Annotated in this window: 18 protein-coding genes; 6 read left to right on the top strand and 12 right to left on the bottom strand. The window is 55.9% G+C overall.

From position 1 onward, the window contains the following. Positions 1-2 precede the first annotated feature (2 nt). Positions 3-851: an MIP/aquaporin family protein gene (locus tag AC0IXH_RS17055; RefSeq protein ID WP_013200189.1), complete on the bottom strand. Its 849-nt coding sequence runs from the start codon at positions 849-851 to the stop codon at positions 3-5. 448 nt (positions 852-1,299) lie between these two features. Here AC0IXH_RS17055 and zapB point away from each other — a divergent pair, with 448 nt between their 5' ends. Then, positions 1,300-1,539: a cell division protein ZapB gene (zapB, locus tag AC0IXH_RS17050; RefSeq protein WP_013200190.1), complete on the top strand. Its 240-nt coding sequence runs from the start codon at positions 1,300-1,302 to the stop codon at positions 1,537-1,539. Between the two features lie 45 nt (positions 1,540-1,584). Here the strand turns inward: zapB and rraA are convergent, their stop codons facing one another. The 7 genes from rraA to priA form a co-directional block, all read right to left on the bottom strand. Continuing rightward, entirely contained in the window at positions 1,585-2,070 is a 486-nt protein-coding gene (gene rraA, locus AC0IXH_RS17045; RefSeq protein WP_013200191.1) for a ribonuclease E activity regulator RraA, read from the bottom strand. Positions 2,071-2,176: 106 nt separating this feature from the next. Next, positions 2,177-3,106, bottom strand: a complete 930-nt coding sequence (locus AC0IXH_RS17040; protein WP_471720743.1) for a 1,4-dihydroxy-2-naphthoate polyprenyltransferase — start codon at positions 3,104-3,106, stop codon at positions 2,177-2,179. A gap of 157 nt (positions 3,107-3,263) precedes the next feature. Continuing rightward, positions 3,264-4,595, bottom strand: coding sequence for an HslU--HslV peptidase ATPase subunit (gene hslU / locus AC0IXH_RS17035; RefSeq protein ID WP_346596231.1), 1,332 nt, complete (start codon positions 4,593-4,595; stop codon positions 3,264-3,266). An 11-nt stretch (positions 4,596-4,606) separates the two neighbouring features. Then, the gene (gene hslV / locus AC0IXH_RS17030) at positions 4,607-5,137 is read right to left on the bottom strand and encodes an ATP-dependent protease subunit HslV (protein ID WP_013200194.1); all 531 of its coding nucleotides are present in this window, start codon (positions 5,135-5,137) and stop codon (positions 4,607-4,609) included. A gap of 90 nt (positions 5,138-5,227) precedes the next feature. After that, complete coding sequence (gene ftsN / locus AC0IXH_RS17025) at positions 5,228-6,133, bottom strand: cell division protein FtsN (RefSeq protein ID WP_346596229.1); 906 nt, start codon at positions 6,131-6,133, stop codon at positions 5,228-5,230. A 168-nt stretch (positions 6,134-6,301) separates the two neighbouring features. Continuing rightward, a complete protein-coding gene (gene cytR / locus AC0IXH_RS17020; protein WP_013200196.1) occupies positions 6,302-7,339 on the bottom strand; it encodes a DNA-binding transcriptional regulator CytR in 1,038 nt (345 codons plus the stop codon). A 192-nt stretch (positions 7,340-7,531) separates the two neighbouring features. After that, the gene (priA, locus tag AC0IXH_RS17015; RefSeq protein WP_346596228.1) at positions 7,532-9,730 is read right to left on the bottom strand and encodes a primosomal protein N'; all 2,199 of its coding nucleotides are present in this window, start codon (positions 9,728-9,730) and stop codon (positions 7,532-7,534) included. 217 nt (positions 9,731-9,947) lie between these two features. Between priA and rpmE the strand changes: the two genes are divergently transcribed. Further along, positions 9,948-10,163 carry a 50S ribosomal protein L31 gene (rpmE, locus tag AC0IXH_RS17010; RefSeq protein ID WP_013200198.1) on the top strand — a complete coding sequence of 72 codons (216 nt, stop codon included), beginning with the start codon at positions 9,948-9,950 and terminating at the stop codon, positions 10,161-10,163. A gap of 81 nt (positions 10,164-10,244) precedes the next feature. On the opposite strand, the gene AC0IXH_RS17005 is transcribed toward rpmE, so the two are convergent. Continuing rightward, a complete protein-coding gene (locus tag AC0IXH_RS17005; protein WP_346596226.1) occupies positions 10,245-11,147 on the bottom strand; it encodes a LysR family transcriptional regulator in 903 nt (300 codons plus the stop codon). A gap of 99 nt (positions 11,148-11,246) precedes the next feature. On the opposite strand from AC0IXH_RS17005, the gene AC0IXH_RS17000 reads away from it, so the two are divergent. Continuing rightward, complete coding sequence (locus AC0IXH_RS17000; RefSeq protein ID WP_013200200.1) at positions 11,247-12,248, top strand: aldo/keto reductase; 1,002 nt, start codon at positions 11,247-11,249, stop codon at positions 12,246-12,248. Between the two features lie 104 nt (positions 12,249-12,352). Here AC0IXH_RS17000 and metJ read toward each other — a convergent pair whose 3' ends face one another. Beyond that, positions 12,353-12,670 carry a met regulon transcriptional regulator MetJ gene (gene metJ / locus AC0IXH_RS16995; RefSeq protein WP_013200201.1) on the bottom strand — a complete coding sequence of 106 codons (318 nt, stop codon included), beginning with the start codon at positions 12,668-12,670 and terminating at the stop codon, positions 12,353-12,355. Between the two features lie 286 nt (positions 12,671-12,956). On the opposite strand from metJ, the gene metB reads away from it, so the two are divergent. The 3 genes from metB to metF all read left to right on the top strand — a co-directional run bounded on the left by metB (position 12,957) and on the right by metF (position 17,672). Continuing rightward, positions 12,957-14,117, top strand: a complete 1,161-nt coding sequence (gene metB, locus AC0IXH_RS16990; protein WP_013200202.1) for a cystathionine gamma-synthase — start codon at positions 12,957-12,959, stop codon at positions 14,115-14,117. 2 nt (positions 14,118-14,119) lie between these two features. Beyond that, positions 14,120-16,549, top strand: coding sequence for a bifunctional aspartate kinase/homoserine dehydrogenase II (locus AC0IXH_RS16985; protein WP_346596223.1), 2,430 nt, complete (start codon positions 14,120-14,122; stop codon positions 16,547-16,549). A gap of 223 nt (positions 16,550-16,772) precedes the next feature. Next, positions 16,773-17,672, top strand: a complete 900-nt coding sequence (metF, locus tag AC0IXH_RS16980) for a methylenetetrahydrofolate reductase (protein WP_013200204.1) — start codon at positions 16,773-16,775, stop codon at positions 17,670-17,672. Positions 17,673-17,772: 100 nt separating this feature from the next. Here the strand turns inward: metF and ppc are convergent, their stop codons facing one another. Together ppc and argE are read right to left on the bottom strand one after the other, a co-directional pair. Then, positions 17,773-20,424: a phosphoenolpyruvate carboxylase gene (gene ppc / locus AC0IXH_RS16975; protein ID WP_151038575.1), complete on the bottom strand. Its 2,652-nt coding sequence runs from the start codon at positions 20,422-20,424 to the stop codon at positions 17,773-17,775. Positions 20,425-20,669: 245 nt separating this feature from the next. Further along, the gene (gene argE / locus AC0IXH_RS16970; RefSeq protein ID WP_053145335.1) at positions 20,670-21,821 is read right to left on the bottom strand and encodes an acetylornithine deacetylase; all 1,152 of its coding nucleotides are present in this window, start codon (positions 21,819-21,821) and stop codon (positions 20,670-20,672) included. Between the last annotated feature and the right edge of the window lie 150 nt (positions 21,822-21,971).

Raw genomic sequence — 21,971 nt, 5'->3', positions numbered from 1 at the left:
ACTTACGCTTTACGCTGCTCAGCACGCGCTATCGTCTTCTCGTCTTTCTTTACTACAGCTGCGCCAGGCAGGTTACGGGCAATCAGATAGCGATAGCCAACTGCGCCCAGGCTGGCACCCACAATCGGTCCAAAGATCGGCACGAGGAAATACGGGATATCACGGCCACCGGTAAAGGCGACGTTACCCCAACCCGCAAGCCAGGCAAAGAGTTTCGGTCCGAAATCACGCGCCGGGTTCAGTGCGAAGCCGGTCAGTGGACCCATTGAGCCACCGATTACCGCAATCAGCAGGCCAATCAGCAGCGGAGCCATCGGACCGCGAGGCAGGCCGTTACCGTCATCGGTCAGCGCCATAATCAGGCCCATCATCACCGCGGTGATCACCGCTTCAACCAGGAAGGCCTGGCCAACGCCGATGTGCGGATTTGGATAGGTGGAGAAGATCCCAGCCAAATCGAGGCTCTCGATACTGCCGCGCACCATCTGATGCGATTGCTCGTAATCAAAGAACAGATTGTAGTAGAGACCGTAAACCAGTGCGGCGGAGCAGAAGGCACCGGCGATTTGTGCCAGAATGTACGGCACAACTTTACGGCGTTCGAAATTGGCGAACAGGCAGAGTGCAATGGTCACTGCAGGATTCAGATGCGCGCCGGAGATAGCGGCGCTGAGGTAGATGGCCATCGCAACGGCAATCCCCCAGATGATACTGATTTCCCACTGACCAAAACTTGCACCAGCCAGTTTCATGGCGGCGACACAGCCGGCACCAAAGAAGATAATGGTGGCGACACCAAGGAATTCGGCGATGCACTGCCCTTTGAGCGTGCTTGTTGCTGTCTGACTCATGATGACATTTCCTGAAGGCGAGGTTTAATGTTGTACTTCGTTTTTTTCTCACTCCCTGAGCCGCCCAAATCTTATGTAGGGCTGATGTAAATTTATCGTTAACGAGCATAAACGAGAAATAGCGAAATCAAAAGTTGTGTGCTGTGTCATAAAAATGAGCGTTTTCGCGTCTTTTTGCTTTCCTGAAACAACATTTCAATTTTCCATTTGGTGATTTTTATCCCAAATCGTTAACATTAGCCCCGCAAATACTGCGGGTAATGTTGCAGATTCCAGGTCTATGCTGAAAATTGTTACAGTCTGCACCCTGTGCGGGTTCGCTACTGGACTTGGGGCGCGGGTCTACTTACAATCGGGGAAGCGTTGTTATCCGTGGAATCCCGGCTTATCCCCTCATGATCTGCGGCTGGCAACATCAACGCCTGGCGATTTGGAGAGGTCTTTTACAATGTCATTTGAAGTGTTCGAGAAACTGGAAGCGAAAGTACAACAGGCGATTGATACCATCACCCTGTTACAGATGGAAATTGAAGAGCTGAAAGAGCAGAACAACAACCTGAATCAGCAGGTTCAGCAGGCTGCAGGGAATAGCGAATCAGTGGTGCGTGAGAACCAGCACCTGAAAGAAGAGCAGCTTGTCTGGCAGGAGCGTTTGCGCGCCCTGTTGGGAAAAATGGAAGAAGTCTGATTTAACGGTCAGCAGAGAAACGGGTGCCAGTGGCACCCGTTTTTTTTATTCGATATCGAGCGGATCTTCGGAAAGGATAATGCCAGTGTTGTCGGCGTAGAGATGATCGCCGGAGAAGAAAGTGACGCCACCGAAGTTGACGCGAATATCGCTCTCGCCAATGCCTTCACCCGCAGCACCGACCGGAATGGCAGCAATCGCCTGAATGCCAATATCCAGCTCTTCCAGATCGTCAACCTGACGTACGGAACCGTACACCACAATGCCTTCCCATTCGTTCTGCAGTGCCAGCCTGGCCAGCGCCGCATCAATCAGCGCACGACGCACTGAACCGCCGCCATCAACCAGCAGCACACGACCTCGCCCGTTTTCCTCCAGCAGATCGTACAACAGCCCGTTGTCCTCGAAACATTTTACCGTGATGATTTGCCCGCCAAACGACGTACGGCCACCGAAGTTTGAAAAGAGCGGTTCAACGACGTTCACATCTTCGTGATAGATGTCGCAGAGTTCAGAAGTATCATATTTCATAAGGGTTTCGTCTGTTTGCCACAGGAACTCTAAGTATATCGCTTTCTCGCCGCTGTTGGCAAAATCATCAATTGTTAAAAGTTGCGATGAGTCAAACACATCGCAGTTAATTGAGGACCAGCCCGAGCGAGAAAAGCAGGTTGAGTAACAGGGCGGATTTCACGGTTTTCGCCAGCATAGGACGCATGGCAACGGCGGAAGGCTGCTGCGTAATGTAGCGGGCCTGTCTGAACAGCAACGGTGCGGAGAGCAGGAATAACCAGCCGGCGAGATTCAGCGAAGTGAGCAGGGCAAAAACCGCGCAGCACAGCACGGCCGCGGTGAGGATCAGCTGATGATAGCGCCTGGCGCCACTCGCCCCTAAGCGCACCGCCAGGGTAAACTTGCCATGCTGCTGGTCGCTTTCAATATCGCGCATGTTATTGACGTTAAGCACCGCGACCGCCATCAGCCCACAGGCTGTGGCAGGTAACAGCAGTAGCAGGGAGAGTTGATGGGCCTGAAGATAGTAGCTGCCCATTACCCCAAGCCAGCCGAAGAAAATTAATACCGACGCATCGCCCAACCCTAAATAGCCATAGGGTTTCTTGCCGACGGTGTAAGCGATGGCGGCGACGATCGCCACCGCGCCCAGCGCAATAAAGCCCAAAAAATCGTTTACCGACTGGCAGGCGCGGATCACCAGCGCGACGCCGGATATCACCGTCAAGGCCACGGTGAGGATCAGGGCACTGCGCATCTGCTTCTGACTAATCGCGCCTTTTTGCATGCCCCGCAGTGGCCCGATGCGGGCCGGCGTGTCGCTGCCTTTCAGGGCATCACCATAATCATTCGCCAGGTTGGACAGAATTTGCAGTAGCGCGGTGGTGAGCAGTGCCAGCACGGCGGTGCCCGCATTAAAATGTCCCTGCCACCAGGCCAGCGCGGAACCGGTCATCACCGAGGCACAGGCCAGCGGCAGCGTGCGCAAACGCAGGCTTTCCAGCCAGGCGCGGGAAGAAGATATTGCGGTCATCGGGTGCAGATTATCCGTCATAGCGGCAGGTCCTGGCTGAGGGAAGACGTCGCGCTATGGTAGCGTCTGCGACGGGCCAGAGAGTTATTCCACGTCAAGGATGCAGCCGCCGGGAAGGGATTTCAGGCAATAAAAAAGGAGGCCGAAGCCTCCTGATAGGTCGATTTTCGCCGCGCGGTTACAGAATAAAGCGGCTCAAATCTTCGTCTGCAACCAGCTCGTCCAGATGCTTTCCAACATACTCGGCATCAATGGTAAACGACTGACCGTTGAGGTCGCTGGCGTCATAGGAGATATCTTCCATCAGACGCTCCAGCACCGTATGCAGACGGCGCGCGCCGATGTTCTCGGCGGTTTCATTCACCTGCCACGCGGCGGCGGCAATCTTGCTGATGCCGTCTTCGGTGAAGTGAATATCCACGCCTTCGGTTTTCATCAGCGCTTTGTACTGCACGGTCACGGAGGCACTCGGCTCGGTCAGAATGCGCTCGAAATCATGGGTGGTCAGTGCCTGCAGCTCAACGCGGATTGGCAGACGACCCTGCAGTTCCGGGATCAGGTCTGACGGGCTGGCAACCTGGAACGCACCCGACGCGATAAACAGAATGTGGTCTGTTTTCACCATGCCGTGCTTGGTGGATACGGTGCAGCCTTCCACCAGTGGCAGCAGGTCGCGCTGTACGCCTTCGCGGGAAACGTCCGGGCCGGAGCTTTCGCCACGCTTACAGACTTTGTCGATTTCATCGATAAAGACGATACCGTGCTGCTCAACCGCGTCGATCGCTTCCTGCTTAAGCTCTTCCGGATTGACCAGTTTGGCGGCTTCTTCTTCAATCAGCAGCTTCATCGCTTCCTGAATTTTCAGCTTACGCGGCTTCTGCTTCTGGTTACCCAGGTTCTGGAACATCGACTGCAGCTGATTGGTCATCTCTTCCATGCCCGGAGGCGACATGATTTCAACGCCCATCGATGAAGAGGCCAGATCGATCTCAATCTCTTTGTCGTTCAACTGGCCTTCACGCAGTTTTTTGCGGAAAGACTGACGGGCGGCAGACGGTGCGGCTTCCGCTTCAGACTGGCCCCAGTTGTTCTTGGCCGGTGGGATCAGCACGTCCAGAATGCGTTCTTCCGCCATCTCTTCAGCGCGGTAACGATTTTTTTCAATCGCCTGAGAACGCACCATCTTCAGTGCAGAATCGGTCAGGTCGCGGATGATGGAATCCACTTCTTTACCGACATAACCCACTTCGGTGAATTTGGTCGCTTCGACTTTGATAAACGGCGCGTTGGCGAGTTTTGCCAGGCGGCGGGCAATTTCTGTTTTACCCACACCGGTCGGGCCGATCATCAGAATGTTTTTTGGCGTCACTTCTTGGCGCAGCTCTTCGTCGAGCTGCATACGACGCCAGCGGTTACGCAAGGCGATCGCCACGGCGCGCTTGGCATTATCCTGGCCAATGATAAATCTGTTCAGTTCGCTGACGATCTCGCGCGGAGTCATTTCGGACATAGTTGGGATCCTTACGCTTTAGACGGTAATGCTTCGATGGTGAGGTTGTGGTTGGTATAGATGCAGATGTCGCCTGCAATACCCAGCGCTTTTTCAACGATGTCACGTGCGCCGATTTCGGTGTTTTCCAACAGCGCACGGGCAGCAGCCTGCGCGTAAGGACCACCAGAACCAATGGCAATTAAATCGTTTTCCGGCTGAATGACGTCGCCATTACCGGTAATAATCAGGGAGGCATTTTCATCGGCTACCGCCAGCAGCGCTTCAAGCTTGCGCAGCATACGGTCGGTACGCCAGTCTTTCGCTAACTCAACGGCCGCTTTCACCAGGTGGCCCTGATGCATTTCCAGCTTACGTTCGAAGAGTTCAAATAGCGTAAAGGCATCTGCGGTCCCACCAGCAAAACCGGCAATGACTTTGTCGTTATAGAGACGACGCACTTTTTTGACGTTGCCTTTCATTACGGTGTTGCCGAGGGTAGCCTGGCCATCACCGCCAATTACTACCTGGCCGTTGCGTCGTACACTTACAATTGTTGTCACGGGCAGACCCCTTGTTGCAGTCAGAAGATGTCCCCGCAGTTCACCTGCGGGGCATTGATGCAACCAGATATGGGGCGGCTTTAAGGGGTTTCAACCCCCGGAGGCGAGAGGAATACAATTTGAATGGCCAGATCCGCGCAGACGTTTCAGCGTGCTGTCAGCCGAAGAACGGCTGTTGTACGGGCCGATCACTACGCGATTCCAGCCACCGCCGGTCGTGATTCGGCTTTCAAATCCTTCGAAGGCCAGCTGCGCACGAATCGACTCTGCCTGGTCGGTCCCTTTGAACGAACCACACTGCACCATCCAGTGCTGAGACTTCTCGGCCTCTTTCGGTTTGCTCTCCGTTTTCGGCTGCTGAGCGGTTTGTGACGGTGCCTGCGCTGGCGCAGCCTGCTGCTGCTTAACCGGCTCACGCACTGCCGGCGTTGCCCGGGTTACCGGCGCGACGGGTGCCTGACGAGGCGCCTGCTGCTGCTGTTGTGGCATCCGTGACTGCTGCTGTAACTGGCTCTGCTGCTGTTGACGCTGCAACGTTTGCTGACGCTGTGCCGGGGTTTGTTCGTTCCACGGCACTTCATTCAGCTGCGTTGGCTGCTGGCGCATATCAGACTGCATCTGCTCCAGCAGCTGGCGCTGTTCGTCGGTGAGCTGGGTTTTGGATTGCACTTCGCCACCTGATGACGGTTCAACAGGTGAGGGAACGGTAATCTGACGGTTTTCCAGCTCTTTGATATAACGCCAGCGCTCTTCCGGTTTAGGCGGAAGGCCGTTACCCACGGCTTTGTGCGCGGGGATTTCCGGCGTCTCTTCTTTTTTATGATGGGCAATAAACCACAGTCCGCCGACGAACGTCACCAGCACGGCAACGGCAAGCACAACCATAATTTTTGAAACTCCTGAACCACCACCACTGCGCTTTTTAGTGCGACTGTTGGTCTTCTTGCGACGCGTCCCTGTCGAACGCCCGCGGCCTACGTAATCTTTTTGTGCCACTAATCGTTCCGCTAATATTCAATGAAAGGTGAGGCCGGACCAAAGCTGACGCGCCCGGCTATCAGCCCGTCATGTTACTTAAGGGCCGGAAGTTTGACCAGCGGGGATCCCTGTAAGAATCCACTGAATCTTGTTTTTGCGTCTGTGGTGACGGAAATAGTGAGCTTTTCAGACTTTTTCCCGCAGGGAAGGCGCGGTACTGCCGCGAATTTTCAGTTCAAAATCTAACAGGCGGGAACCGCTGTTAACGGTTTTGCCCTGCAGCTGTTCGAGTAACAGCAACATCGCTTCCCGACCGATATTAAACCTCGGCTGGGCAACGGTGGTCAGTTGCGGGTCGCTGTAACGGGACAGTTCGATATCATCGAAGCCAATCAGCGATAAATCCTGAGGCACGCGTAACCCCATGATTTTGGCCTGCGACATCGCGCCTAGCGCCATGATGTCACTGTGACAGAACAGCGCGTCCGGCGGCTTAGGCAGCGTCATCAGATGTTTCATCGCCCGCGAACCGGCATCGAAGGTAAAGTCGCCGCGCACAATGTAGTGTGGATCGACCGCCAGGCCATTGCGGCGTAACGCCTGGATGTAGCCCTGCAGACGATACTGGCACAGCGGCATATCCTGCGGACCGGCAATACAGGCAATGCGACTGTGGCCGAGTTTTAGCAGATGATTAACCGCTTCGAAGGCCGCGGTCAGGTTATCGATATGCACGGTTGGCAGCTCAAGCTCAGGCGCAAATTCATTGGCCATCACCATTGGCGGAAGATTGCGCTGCTCTTCAATCCCGGTGTCGAAAGGCACCTGTGAACCCAACAGCACCATGCCATCGATTTGACGGGTCATCACCAGGTTGAGAAAGGATTTTTCCTGCTTGTTCTGATGAGCGCAGTCGCCGATCAGTACCAGATAGCCCTGATCGGCCGCGACCACTTCAATGCCGCGGATCATCTCACTAAAGAAGGGATCACAGATGTCAGGGACGATCACCAGGATCGTACGGGATTCGCTGCGTTTGGCACTGCGGGCCATCGCGTGAGGGGAGTAACCAACGGCAAGCACCGCTTTTTCGACTTTTTTGCGCGTGGCGGCAGAGACCTTTTCCGGGTTCATCAGGGCGCGCGAAACGGTCGCCGTTGATACGCCTGCTTCTTCAGCCACGTCCTTCATGGTCGCGCCTGTTGTCTCTTGATTGTGCTCCAACGCTTTTCTCCTCACGCCAGCCTGAGCTGACCTGACACTTGGGGACGATTCTAATTATAAGTAGCCGCGAGAGGTCATTTTGCAGGCCAGACACTCATGTTTATCAGATGCGGCGACAGGCTGTTACTTAATTTGCATAAAAATTGTGACTTGTGCGACTTTTTTCGATGTTACTCGCACCCGTAAGACGATTTAGCCTTCTGTAGGATCCACATCCAGCGTCCATTTCACTTTTCGCGCCTGCGGCAAGGTGCCAATCAGCGGCAGTGAATTTTTAATTAACCGCTGTAATACGGCGCGTGACGGATGCTGTAACAGTAACTGCCAACGGAAGCGGCCACCGCGCTTAGGTTGCAGTGCCGGAACCGGCCCCATCACCCAAAACGCCTCATCTTTTAACGGGCTGGCTTCCAGCAAATTACGCAGCTGCTGTAAGAACAGCGCAGACTGCTGATTATCATGGTCTTCGGAGCGGAACAGCGCATGGCTGGTAAACGGCGGCAGGAACACGGTTTTGCGCTCGACCAGCGCCTGCTGGGCAAAGGCATCGTAGCCCTGATGCAGCAAGGTTTGCAGCAGCGGGTGCTCAGGATGGTGCGTCTGCAGCATCACTTCTCCTTGCTTACCCGCACGGCCTGCGCGTCCGGCCACCTGAGTGTAAAGCTGGGCGAAGCGCTCGGCTGAACGGAAGTCGGCGGAAAACAGCGCGCCATCCACATCCAGCAACGACACCAGCGTCACATCCGGGAAGTGGTGACCTTTGGCCAGCATCTGCGTGCCGACCAGAATGCGCGCGCCGCCCCGATGCACATCCGCCAGATGCTGTTCCAGCGCCCCTTTGCGGCTGGTGGTATCACGATCGATGCGCGACAGCGGAACGTCAGGGAACTGCTCGCTGAGATTGTGTTCGAGCTGCTCGGTTCCCAGCCCGACCGGCACCAGGTTGGTCGATCCGCACTGCGGGCATTGATGGGGCACCGGACGCTGGCTGTCGCAATGGTGGCAGCGCAACTGGCGATGGTGCTGGTGCAGCGTGTAGTAGCGATCGCAACGCTGACACTCGGCAATCCAGCCGCATTCATGGCACAGCATGGCGGGAGAGAAACCGCGACGGTTCAGGAACAACAGCACCTGATTGTCCGCTTTGAGGTGCTGACTGATTTTTTTGATCAGCATCGGCGACAGTCCGCCCTGCAATTTCACCCCTTTCAGGTCGATCAGCTGTTGCGTCGCCTGTCGGGCGTTACCGGCACGTTTGTTGAGGTTGAGCTGGCGGTATTTGCCCATCTGCACGTTGTGCAGCGTTTCCAGCGCGGGCGTCGCGGTGCCCATCACAATCGGAATATCTTCCTGTCGTGCGCGGAACACGGCCAGATCGCGAGCCTGATAACGCCAGCCTTCCTGCTGCTTATAGGAGCTGTCGTGCTCTTCATCAATGATGATCACCCCAAGCCGTGCGAAGGGCGTGAACAGCGCAGAGCGCGTGCCGATAACAATCGCCGTTTCACCCTGACGGGCGCGCAGCCAGACGGCCAGGCGTTCGCCGTCGTTCAGGGCGGAGTGCAGCACGTCGACCGGTGCGTTAAATCTTTCCCGAAAGCGGGCGATGGTTTGCGGCGTCAGCCCGATTTCAGGCACCAGTACCAGCGCCTGACCGCCGTTCGCCAGCACATTCTCCAGCACGCTGAGATAGACTTCTGTTTTACCGGAACCGGTGATCCCGGCCAGCAGCCAGGCGGCAAAATGATCGTCTTCGCTGCGGATCGCGCCCACGGCGGTGGCCTGTTCGGTATTCAACCTTAACCGCTCGCCTTTCACCGCATAGTCGGTGCGCCAGTCCTGCTGAGCCCGTGGCTGCGCGCGCAGATCGCACAGGCCTTTCGCCCGCAGCGCCTGCAGCGTGGCGTCGGTAATATCGTGCTGGCTGACTTCATGGCGATAGAGCGGGCGCTGACGCAGCGCGGCGAGCGCCTGCTGCTGCTTCGGCGCACGCTTCAGGCTTTCCGGAGCCGTTTCTTTCCCTGACTCGCTGAGGAACCATTGATAGATCGGCGCGTCCTGCGCGGGTTTCCCCTGTCGCAGCAGCACCGGCATGGCGTGAAACAGCACTTCGCCCAGCGGATAGTGATAATAATCGGCGGCCCACAGCAGAATGCGCCACAGCGACGGCGGATAGAGTGACGCGTCGTCCAGCACCTCATGCACGGCCTTGAGCTGATCCAGCGGGAAATCACTGGTTTCAGACGTGCCGACCACCACGCCAATCGCCTTGCGCTTGCCAAAAGGCACGCTGACGCGCGCGCCGGCTACCGGTAACGGCAGATGAGCGGGTAACGCATAGTCAAAATTGCGGGCAAGCGGGACGGGTAGCGCGACCTGAACAACGGGCATGAAATCATCCGGATGAAATTATGAGCGAGATAGTGTACACTGTGTCTTCCGTAATGTGCGGATTCGATTGCAGCAGACGTTACCTTTCTGTATAGTTTGCCGCCGTTGATACGGCATTATTGGTATCAAAACACCTGTTATTATTAATCCGCGTGTGGTGCCGGTGCAGGAATAATCCTGGCACGGGAGAGCGACACGGCCTTAACTGAGGTTTCCCATGAAAAAAGGTATTCACCCTAATTACGCTGAAGTTACTGCTAAATGTTCTTGCGGTAACGAAATCAAAACCCGCTCAACCGTGGGTCACGACCTGAACCTGGACGTGTGTGGTAACTGCCACCCGTTCTACACCGGTAAGCAGCGTGACGTTGCTAGCGGTGGTCGTGTTGACCGCTTCAACAAGCGTTTCACTATGCCTGGCAGCAGCAAGTAAGTTGCCTGAAAGAAACGGTCTCCGTTTCGCAAGTGATGAAAACCCAGCTACGGCTGGGTTTTTTTATGCCTGTTATTCCGCTCAGGGCTGGCGGTTAAACGCCTGCAGCCACGCAATGAAACAGCGCAGCGGCGTTGAGGTGTATTTCCTGCCGGGATAGTAAAGCCAGAAGCTTTCAGCCGGGGCGGCAAAATCAGCCAGCACTTCCACCAGCTCACCGTTATCCAGCCGGTTTTGCACCAGATCTTTAAATACGAAGGCGAATCCAGCCCCTGCGCTCGCCGCGTCTGCCAGCACAAAATCATTGTCCAGCGTCAGGCTGCCCAGCACGGCAACCGCCAGTGGCTTACCTGCGTCACTAAATTCCCATTTGTAATTCATCCCGCTAGGAAAACGCCGCTGAATACAGGGGAAGTTGATTAACTCCTGAGGATGCTCAGGGACGCCATGCTGTGTGATAAAGGCCGGGCTGGCGATCACCGATCCCCGCAGTTTTCTGCCAAAGGGGATCGCCACCATATCCTGCGGGATGGCCTCGCCAAAACGAACGCCTGCATCAAATCCCCCTTCGACAATGTTCACCAGACTGTCACTGGTCGTGACCTCCAGCGCGATATCGGGAAACTGCTGGCGAAAGGGCAGCAGCAATGACTGCAGGTAAAGGGCTTCGGCGCTGCGCGGCATATTCAGCCGCAGCGTGCCGCGCGGATCGACCCGCCAGTGATTCAGTTCATCCACCGCCAACGAAAGATCCAGCATCGCCGGTTCAATACGCAGTAAAAATGCTTTCCCGGCATCAGTCAGTGAAACGCTGCGCGTGGTGCGATTCAGCAAGCGAACGCCGATGCGCTGTTCCAGATTGGTCATGGTGTGACTGAGCGTCGAGGGCGTGACGTTTCGCTCCTTCGCCGCTTTGCCAAAGTTAAGATGGCGGGCGATGGCGGTGAAAATCTCTAATTCCTGCAGCGTGGCGCGTGTTTTCATATTCGTGATTATTTTTCACTAATCTGCTTAAAAGGCATCAATTGTTGAATAAATCTGAGCAAAGTATAACGGTTCTGTCGCCAATTACCGGAGAAGAAAATGAAGCGCAGAACATTAGGCAGTCAGGGTTTTGAGGTCTCGGCCATCGGCCTCGGCTGCATGGGGATGACTTTCGCTTACGGTCACAACGATCGCCAGCAGGCGATCAACACCCTCCACCGTGCGTTCGATCTGGGCGTGGATTTTCTCGATACGGCGGAAGTTTACGGGCCTTTCAATAACGAGGAACTGCTGGCAGAGGCCCTGAAGGGGTATCAGGGACGGATTAAGGTCGCAACGAAATTCGGCTTTAACATCACTGACCAGGGGGAAGGGTGGGAACGGATTAAAGGCGTTAACAGCCAACCGGCGAATATCCGCGCCGTGGCGGAAGCGTCGTTAAAAAGGCTCAACGTTGAGACGCTGGACCTGTTTTATCAGCACCGTCCCGATCCTGCGGTGCCGATTGAAGCGGTGATGGGCACGCTGGCAGATCTGGTGCGCGAAGGTAAAATCCAGCATATCGGCCTGTCCGAAGTCTCCAGCGAGACGTTGAGAAGAGCGCAGGCTGTCTATCCGGTCACCGCTTTACAGAGCGAATACTCGTTGTGGAGCCGGGATGTTGAACAGGGCGTTTTGGCTACCTGTCAGCAGCTGAACATCGGTTTCGTGCCGTACAGTCCGCTTGGACGCGGCTTCCTGACCGGCAAGTTGCCCGATCCTGACACGCTTGATGCCTTCGACTATCGCAGAACGCTGCCGCGTTTCCAGCCCGATGCCCTGGCGCAAAACAACAAGCTGCTCGCCCAGTTGGCGGAGATGGCATCAGGTTATGGCGCGACGTCCGCCCAGATCGCGCTGGCCTGGGTGCTGGCGAAAGGGCAGAACATCGTACCCATCCCTGGCGCGAGTAAAATCGCCAACCTGGAAGATAACTGCAAAGCCACCGAGATTGCGCTGGCGGCTGGCGATGTCAGCCATCTTGACCGCTTATTCAGCGTTGGCAATATCGCGGGAGAACGTTATAACGCCGGTGAGTTTGGGCTGGTTGAGCGTGACTGAATGCCGTAAAGGCGATCCGCACAGGCGGTGAACCCCTAAATCACGGCCAAAAAAAATCCGCGAATGCTATCCATTCACGGATTTTTTTATGCCTTGAGGCGGGCCTAGTATTCCCAGGTATCGGGATCGACGCCCATCTCACGCATGATTGCTTTGGCTTCTTCCGGGATCTCATCGCTGCGTTCTTTACGCAGATCAACATCATCTGGCAAAGGCTGGCCGGTGAAAGCATGCAGAAACGCTTCGCAAAGCAGTTCGCTGTTAGTGGCATGACGCAAGTTATTAACCTGACGGCGTGTCCGCTCATCGGTCAAAATTTTTAATACTTTCAACGGAATGGATACCGTGATTTTTTTAACCTGTTCGCTTTTCTTGCCGTGCTCAGCGTACGGGCTGATATATTCGCCGTTCCATTCAGCCATGGGTTACCTTAGTCATCATTAAATTGAAATTACCCTTTATTTCCCGGCATGCCTGCCTGTGAGCGTTGGGTATATACCGAAATTCGGCTAATTATGCCCGAAGTTAGTGACCATCACACTGCATTGGCTCAACTTTCTGTCGGCTATAGCGTCATAATCTTAACGGTTATTGTCGGTTTGCTCAATCTATACGCAAAGACATTTAGATGTCCAGATGTATTGACGTCCATCTTTGCGCTGTTATGCTAGGGCTCTTCTTTATTATCCAGTCAGGAATATTTGCACCATGACGCGTAAACAGGCAACCATCGCAGTACGCAGCGGTTTGAATGATGACGAGCAATATGGCTGCGTTGTCCCGCCGATCCACCTTTCCAGCACCTATAACTTTACCGATTTCAACGAGCCTCGCGCCCATGACTACTCTCGCCGTGGCAACCCGACGCGCGATGTGGTTCAGCGTGCGCTGGCCGAGCTGGAAGGCGGTGCCGGTGCGGTGATGACCAATACCGGGATGTCAGCCATTAACCTGGTGTGCACGGTATTCCTGAAGCCTGGCGATCTGCTGGTTGCCCCGCACGACTGCTACGGCGGCAGCTATCGCCTGTTCGACAGCCTGAGCAAACGCGGTGCGTACCGCGTGAAGTTTGTCGATCAGGGCGATGAAGCGGCACTGAACGCGGCGCTGGCCGAAAAGCCGAAGCTGGTGCTGATCGAAAGCCCAAGCAATCCGCTGCTGCGCGTGGTGGATATCGCCGCCATCTGCAAAGCGTCTGCGGAAGCCGGTGCCATTACCGTGGTGGACAATACCTTCCTCAGCCCGGCCTTACAGAACCCGCTGGCGCTCGGCGCTGACGTGGTGCTGCACTCGTGCACCAAATACCTGAACGGCCACTCTGATGTGGTAGCGGGCGCGGTGATCGCGAAAGACCCGGCGCTGGTGACCGAGCTGGCGTGGTGGGCAAACAATATTGGTGCCACCGGCAGCGCGTTCGACAGCTATCTGCTGCTGCGCGGCATGCGCACGCTGGCACCGCGTATGGCGGCGGCACAACGCAATGCGTTAGCCATCGTTGATTACCTGAAGCAACAACCGTTGGTCAAAAAGTTGTATCATCCTTCCCTGCCGGAAAACGCGGGCCACCAGTTTGCCGTTCGTCAGCAAAAAGGCTTTGGCGCGATGCTCAGTTTCGAGCTGGATGGCGATGAGCAGACCTTACGCCGTTTCCTGAAAGCGCTGGAATTGTTCACGCTGGCAGAGTCACTGGGTGGCGTGGAGAGCCTGATTTCTCACACCGCAACCATGACCCACGCAGGCATGTCGGCTGAAGCCCGTGCCGCCGCAGGTATTTCTGAGACGCTGTTGCGCGTGTCAGTTGGAATTGAAGACCACGAAGATTTAATCGCCGATCTGGATAATGCATTCCGGATAGCGGCCGAGAGGTAAGTATGAGTCAGTCAGCAGTGGCAGCAGGTACGCGTCAGTTGCATAAATTTGGTGGAAGCAGTCTTGCGGACGCCAAATGTTACCTGCGTGTGGCGGGGATCATGGCGGAATACAGCCATCCCGGCGATATCATGGTGGTCTCCGCTGCGGGGAGCACGACCAACCAGTTGATCAGCTGGCTGAAGTTAAGCCAGAGCGATCGGTTATCGGCTCACCAGGTGCAGCAGGCGCTGCGTCGCTATCAGAGCGAGCTGATTGCCAGCTTGCTGCCACCTGCTCAGGCAGACGGCATGATTGCCGAGTTTATTCACGATCTGGAAAAACTCGCTGCGCTGCTGGACGGCAAAATCACTGATGCAGTCTATGCCGAAGTGGTGGGACACGGCGAAATCTGGTCCGCCAGGCTGATGGCTGCGGTGCTGACACGGCAAGATATCGCGTCCAGCTGGCTGGACGCGCGTGAATTCCTCTGTGCTGAGCGTGCTGCGCAGCCGGAAGTAGACGAAGGGAAATCCTGGCCGCTGCTACAGCAGCTGATGATCCAGCATCCCAACCGTCGTCTGGTGGTCACCGGTTTTATCTGCCGCAATGAAGCGGGTGAAACGGTGCTGCTCGGTCGCAACGGCAGTGACTACTCAGCCACGCAAATTGGTGCACTGGCGGGCGTGTCCCGCGTCACCATCTGGAGCGACGTGGCGGGCGTCTACAGTGCCGATCCGCGCAAGGTAAAGGATGCCTGCCTGTTGCCGCTGCTTCGTCTGGATGAAGCCAGTGAGCTTGCGCGCCTTGCCGCGCCGGTTCTGCACACCCGTACTCTGCAACCCGTCTCCGGCAGCGATATCGATCTGCAACTGCGTTGCAGCTATCAGCCTGAGCAGGGTTCAACCCGCATTGAGCGCGTGCTGGCTTCCGGCACGGGCGCAAGGATTGTCACCAGCCATGATGACGTCTGTCTGATTGAGTTCCATGTGCCTTCGCAGCACGACTTTGCCTCTCAGCATAAAGAGATCGATCACCTGTTGAAGCGCGCGCAGCTACGTCCGCTGGCCACCGGTGTGCATCCCGACCGCAATCTTATTCAGCTGTGCTACACCTCTGAAGTGGTCAGCAGCGCGCTGGATCTGCTGCAGGATGCGGGCATCCCGGGCCGCATTCAGCTGCGTGAAGGCATGGCGCTGGTGGCGATGGTCGGTGCGGGCGTCTGCCGTAACCCGCTGCACAGCCACCGCTTCTGGCAGCAGTTGAAAGATCAGCCGGTAGAATTTATCTGGCAGTCTGAAGACGGAATCAGTCTGGTGGCGGTGTTGCGTGTTGGCCCGACCGAAAGCCTGATCAGAGGCCTGCACCACTCGCTGTTCCGTGCGGAAAAGCGTATTGGACTGGTGCTGTTTGGCAAAGGCAATATCGGTTCACGCTGGCTGGAGTTGTTCGGACGTGAGCAGGAAATCCTCTCTGCCCGCACCGGCTTCGAATTCCTGCTGGCTGGCGTGGTGGACAGCCGCCGCAGCCTGCTGAACTATGACGGGCTGGACGCCTCCCGCGCGCTGGCTTTCTTCGAAGATGAAGCGGTCGAGCAGGATGAAGAGTCGCTGTTCCTGTGGATGCGTGCCCACCCGTACGATGATTTGGTGGTGCTGGATGTCACCGCCAGCGAAACGCTGGCCGATCAGTATCTGGATTTCGCCAGCTACGGCTTCCATGTGGTCAGCGCCAATAAAGTGGCGGGCGCGTCAACGACCGATCGTTATCGCCAGATCCGCGATGCGTTCGCCAAGACCGGCAGCCAGTGGTTGTATAACGCCACCGTCGGCGCGGGCTTGCCGGTGAACCATACGGTGCGCGATCTGCGTGAAAGTGGCGACAGCATTTTGTCACTCAGCGGCATCTTCTCCGGCACGCTCTCCTGGCTGTTCTTGCAATATGACGGCACGGTGCCTTTTACCGAGCTGGTGGATCAAGCCTGGCAGCAGGGACTGACCGAGCCCGATCCGCGAGTGGATCTCTCCGGTCAGGACGTGATGCGTAAGCTGGTGATCCTGGCGCGCGAAGCGGGTTATGACATCGAGCCGGATCAGGTTCGCGTTGAATCGCTGGTGCCGGACAGCTGTAAGGGCGAGTCGGTCGATCACTTCTTCGAAAATGGTGAGGCGTTGAACGACCAGATGCAGCAGCGTTTTGAAGCCGCTCAGGAAATGGGGCTGTTGCTGCGCTACGTGGCGCGCTTCGATGCCAATGGCAAAGCCCGCGTGGGTGTGGAAGCGGTGCGCACCGAGCATCCGCTGGCTTCACTGCTGCCGTGCGATAACGTCTTCGCGATTGAAAGCCGTTGGTATCGTGATAACCCGCTGGTTATCCGTGGGCCGGGGGCTGGCCGTGATGTGACCGCCGGTGCCATTCAGTCTGACCTGAACCGTCTGGCACAACTGCTGTAATCCTGTCTTCGGGGCCGGCATCCGCTGGCCCCTGATTTTCCTCAAAATTTTCCTGCCATCATGAAGTCTGTTCAACTTGAGTGAGAATTTGTCACGCATGTTGACCAACTATCTGTTGACTGAATAAGCGATTTCGTTCATTTTGAATGTCTGGACGTCTAAACGTATGGATGTTCAGTGAGGGATATTTATTCTATTGCAGCGATCGATGAGGTAAGCAGGTATGAGTTTTTTCCACGCCAATCAGCGCGACGCGCTGAACCAGAATCTGGCCGAACTGAACGGGCAAATTAACGTCTCTTTTGAATTTTTCCCGCCGCGTACCAGTGAAATGGAACAAACTCTGTGGAACTCTATCGATCGTCTTAGCAGCCTGAAACCTAAATTTGTGTCGGTGACCTACGGCGCCAACTCCGGCGAACGTGACCGTACCCACAGCATTATCAAAGGCATTAAGGATCGCACCGGGCTGGAAGCGGCACCGCATCTGACCTGTGTGGATGCCACTCGCGACGAGCTGCGCACCATCGCCCAGGATTACTGGAACAACGGTATTCGCCATATCGTGGCGTTGCGGGGTGACCTGCCACCGGGCAGCGGTAAGCCGGAAATGTACGGTGCCGATCTGGTCGGCCTGCTGAAAGACGTTGGGGATTTTGATATCTCTGTTGCCGCCTATCCGGAAGTCCATCCGGAAGCGAAAAGCGCGCAGGCTGACCTGATCAACCTTAAGCGTAAGGTCGATGCCGGTGCCAACCGTGCCATCACCCAGTTCTTCTTCGACGTGGAAAGCTACCTGCGTTTCCGCGATCGCTGCGTGACCGCCGGTATTGATGTGGAAATCGTCCCGGGCATTCTGCCGGTTTCAAACTTTAAGCAGCTGCAGCGTTTTGCCACCATGACCAACGTGCGCGTGCCGGGCTGGATGACCAGCATGTTTGAAGGGCTGGACGACGATCCTGAAACGCGCAAAATGGTTGGCGCCAACGTCGCCATGGATATGGTGAAGATCCTCAGCCGCGAAGGGGTGAAGGATTTCCATTTCTACACCTTGAATCGCGCAGAGCTGAGCTACGCTATCTGCCACACGCTGGGCGTTCGCCCGCGCGGTGCCGTCGTCTGAAACGGATGAAATAAAGGAAAAAAGACGCCCGTGGGCGTCTTTTTTTATGGGCGTTGCCCGCTGCAGAAATTGCGGGAGGCCTGAGCCTCCCGACGGCGGCTTAGCCGGTGTTACGCATGCCGGCAGCCACACCAGCAATGGTGACCATCAGCGCTTGCTCTACGTGCGGATCGACCGGTTCACCTTTCGCTTCCTGCTGACGTGAACGGTGGAGCAGTTCTGCCTGCAGAACGTTAAGCGGATCGGTGTAGACGTTACGCAAGGCAATCGATTCGGCAATCCATGGCTGATCGGCCATCAGGTGCGCATCGTTGGCGATAGTCAGGATGGCTTTGATGTCTGAGTCCAGCTGATCGCGCAGCTGTTTGCCCAGTGGCCACAACGACGGTTCGACCAGGCGCTGATCGTAATATTCGGCCAGCCACAGGTCAGCTTTCGAAAATACCATCTCCAGCATGCCGACGCGGGTTGAGAAGAACGGCCAGTCGCGACACATGGTTTCCAGCTCATCCTGATTACCGGCTTCCATCGCTTTTTGCAGCGCGGCACCGGCACCCAGCCAGGCGGGCAGCATCAGGCGGTTCTGCGTCCAGGCAAAGATCCACGGAATTGCACGCAACGACTCAACGCCACCGCTTGCACGGCGTTTGGCCGGACGGGAACCCAGAGGCAACTTGCCCAGCTCCTGCTCCGGCGTCGCCGAGCGGAAGTAAGGCACGAAATCTTTGTTTTCACGCACGTAGCCACGATACATCTCGCAAGAGTCCGCAGACAGCTGGTCCATAATGCGGCACCATTCTTTCTTAGGCTCCGGCGGTGGCAACAGGTTGGCTTCCAGAATGGCACCGGTATACAGCGACAGGCTGCTGATAGTGACTTCTGGCAGACCGTATTTAAAGCGGATCATCTCGCCCTGTTCGGTCACGCGCAGGCCACCTTTCAGGCTGCCTGGAGGCTGGGACAGCAATGCCGCATGGGCAGGTGCGCCGCCACGGCCGATAGAGCCACCGCGTCCATGGAACAACGTCAGGGCGATGCCGGCTTTCTCACAGGTTTTGATTAATGCATCCTGCGCTTCGTACTGCGCCCAGCTTGCGGCCATCACGCCGGCATCTTTCGCCGAGTCAGAGTAGCCAATCATTACCATCTGCTTGCCCTGAATGATGCCGCGATACCAGTCGATGTTGAGCAGCTGGCTCATCACGTCATTGGCATTGTTCAGGTCATCCAGCGTTTCAAACAGCGGGGCTACCGGCATGGTGAACGGGATGCCGGCTTCTTTCAGCAGCAAATGCACCGCCAGCACGTCGGACGGCACTTTGGCCATCGAGATAACGTAAGCGGCAATCGAACCTTTCGGCACTTCAGCGGCGACGCGGCAGGTTTCAAGCACCTCACGCGTATCGGCACTTGGCTCCCAGTTGCGCGGCAGCAGCGGACGTTTTGAATTCAGTTCGCGGATCAGGAACGCCTGTTTGTCGGCTTCTGACCAGCTTTCATAATCACCCAGACCGAGGAAGCGGGTGATTTCGGCAATGGCTTCGGTGTGACGGGTGCTTTCCTGGCGGATATCAATGCGCACCAAAGGCACGCCGAAGCACTTCACGCGGCGCAGCGTATCCAGCAGCTGGCCATTGGCAATGATGCCCATGCCGCACGCTTGCAGGGATTGATAACAGGTGTACAGCGGGTCCCACAGCTGGTCGTTGGAGATCAACAGGTCAGCCGGGCGCGGCAGACGTTCGCCCTTCAGACGACGTTCCAGGTAGGCCTGGGTGCTCATCAGCTGACCACGCAGGTTTTTCATGATCTCGCGGTAAGGTTCCAGCGCTTCCGGGTTACCACACAGCTCACGCACTTCTGGCGTACATTCAGACATCGACAGCTCTGACACCAGCACGGCGATATCACGCAGGAACAGGTCGGTCGCTTTCCAGCGGCTAAGCTGCAGCACATGGCGGGTGATATCGGCGGTGACGTTCGGGTTGCCGTCACGGTCGCCGCCCATCCACGAAGTGAACTTGATCGGCACGAAATCCACCGGCAGCTTGACGCCGAACGAGGCTTCAACCTGCTCATTCAGTTCGCGCAGGAAGTTAGGCACGCCTTCCCACAGGCTGTTTTCGACCACGGCGAAGCCCCATTTGGCTTCATCAACCGGGGAAGGGCGGTATTTACGGATTTCATCGGTGTGCCAGGCCTGAGCAACCAGCTGGCGCAGGCGGCGCATAATCTGCGATCGGTCGTAATCAGAAAGATCGTTGTGATCGAGCTGCTTCAGGCAGCTGTTCACTTCAACCAGTTTGTGGATCAAAGTACGACGGGTGATCTCTGTCGGGTGTGCAGTCAGCACCAGTTCCAGTGAAAGCGATTCGATAGCTTCACGGATCGAGGCTTCGGTCAGATGAGGTTGCTGCTTCAGGCGATCAAAGACTTTGGTCAGCATTTCCGGGTGATTGGCCCCTTCACCCTTCGGGGAAATCGTATGGTACTGCTCGGCAACGTTAGTCAGATTCAAAAACTGACTGAAGGCGCGTGCAACAGGCAGCAGCTCATCATTCGACAGGTTTTGCAGCGTTGACAGCAATTCTTTACGGTGGGCGTCATTTCCCGCACGTGATGACTTCGAGAGTTTGCGGATGGTTTCCACCCGCTCAAGGATGTTCTCTCCAAGTGCATCCTTAATCGTATCCCCGAGCAGTTTGCCGAGCATACTGACATTACTTCGCATTGCGGAATATTGTTCGTTCATATGACCCCTGACACCCTTCTTGTTTTTGTCACTTTATTTCACCGTTGCCGGCATAACTTTGCCTTTTATCTAGCCACGTTCGTTACCATTCGTCAAATGACTTAAATCTGGCGGCTTCAGCGGCTAAATGTCGGTAATTTATGAAATTTAATTACAGGCAAGTGAGATAAGTTATTCTTATCATGAAAGACGGAACAAATCAGGGGCAACACGCTGTTTCAGCAGTGAATTGCCCCAAATGTGATTTAGTGGTGGCAAAAATGCTGCACAACCTGAGCGATCAGTTCGCGGGTGGGTTTAATAAATGCGGTGTCGATATATTCGTCCGGTTGGTGCGCCTGATCGATCGATCCCGGGCCCAAAACCAGCGTTGGGCACAGCGTCTGAATGAACGGCGCTTCGGTACAGTAGTTCACCACTTCGGTTTCGGTACCCAGTAATTTCTCCACTACCTGCACCAGCTGATGGTTGCGCGGACATTCGTAGCCTGGAATGGGCGGATGCAATTCACCAATCGTCACCCGGCCTGGCCAGCGTTCACTCACCGGAGCCAGCGCATCATTCAGCAAACCTTCCAGATCCTGCAGTGACAGGCCCGGTAACGGACGAATATCCATATACATCTCACAGCAGGCACAGATGCGGTTTGGCGCATCGCCGCCGTTAATGTAGCCGAAGTTCATGGTCGGATACGGGATGGCAAAGCCATCATGGTGATAGCGCTCTTTCAGCGTATTACGCAGGCCCATCAGGTGAGTGATGGACTCATGCATCAGCTCAATCGCATTAACGCCACGCGCCGGATCGCTTGAGTGACCCGACTGGCCCTGAATGCGGATCGACTGAGATAAATGGCCCTTATGAGCACGCACCGGTTTCAGTGAGGTGGGCTCACCAATAATCGCGCAGTCCGGGCGGATAGTGGTGTTTTCAGAGAAATACTGCGCGCCGGCCATAGTGGTTTCTTCATCGGCGGTGGCGAGGATGTAGAGCGGCTTTTCCAGTTTGGTCACGTCAACATCACGCAGAGTATCTAAAATAAAGGCAAAGAAGCCTTTCATGTCGGCGGTGCCCAGACCGTAGAGCTTGTTGTCATGCTCGGTCAGGGTGAACGGATCGCGCGTCCAGCGGCCATCGTCGAACGGGACGGTATCGGTATGACCGGCGAGCAGCAGGCCTCCCGCGCCGTTTCCGGTTCTGGCCAGCATATTGAATTTGTGGCGCGTGCCGGGCACCGGTTGCACTTCAACGCTGAAGCCAAGGTCACGGAACCAGCCTGCCAGCAAATTGATTAAAGTTTCATTACTCTGATCGATGGCAATATCGGTTGCGCTGATCGACGGTGTGGCAATCAACTCACGGTATAACTCGATAAAAGGGGGTAATTTTGTCTTCACTGTTGCCATTCCTTGAGTTAGGATAGTGTCATATTCATGCATTAATAGTGAATAAAAATACATTAACGGCGTACGGATGGAAACCACAAATTGCTCCATCGTCCAGCGCCGCTCGCGTGGGAAGACAGCGAAAATTCGCTGCAGCCCGGA

Source organism: Erwinia sp. AC075 (assembly GCF_979253995.1).
Note: the sequence above shows the minus strand (reverse complement) of the source record. Positions and strands in the feature narration are given on the sequence as shown.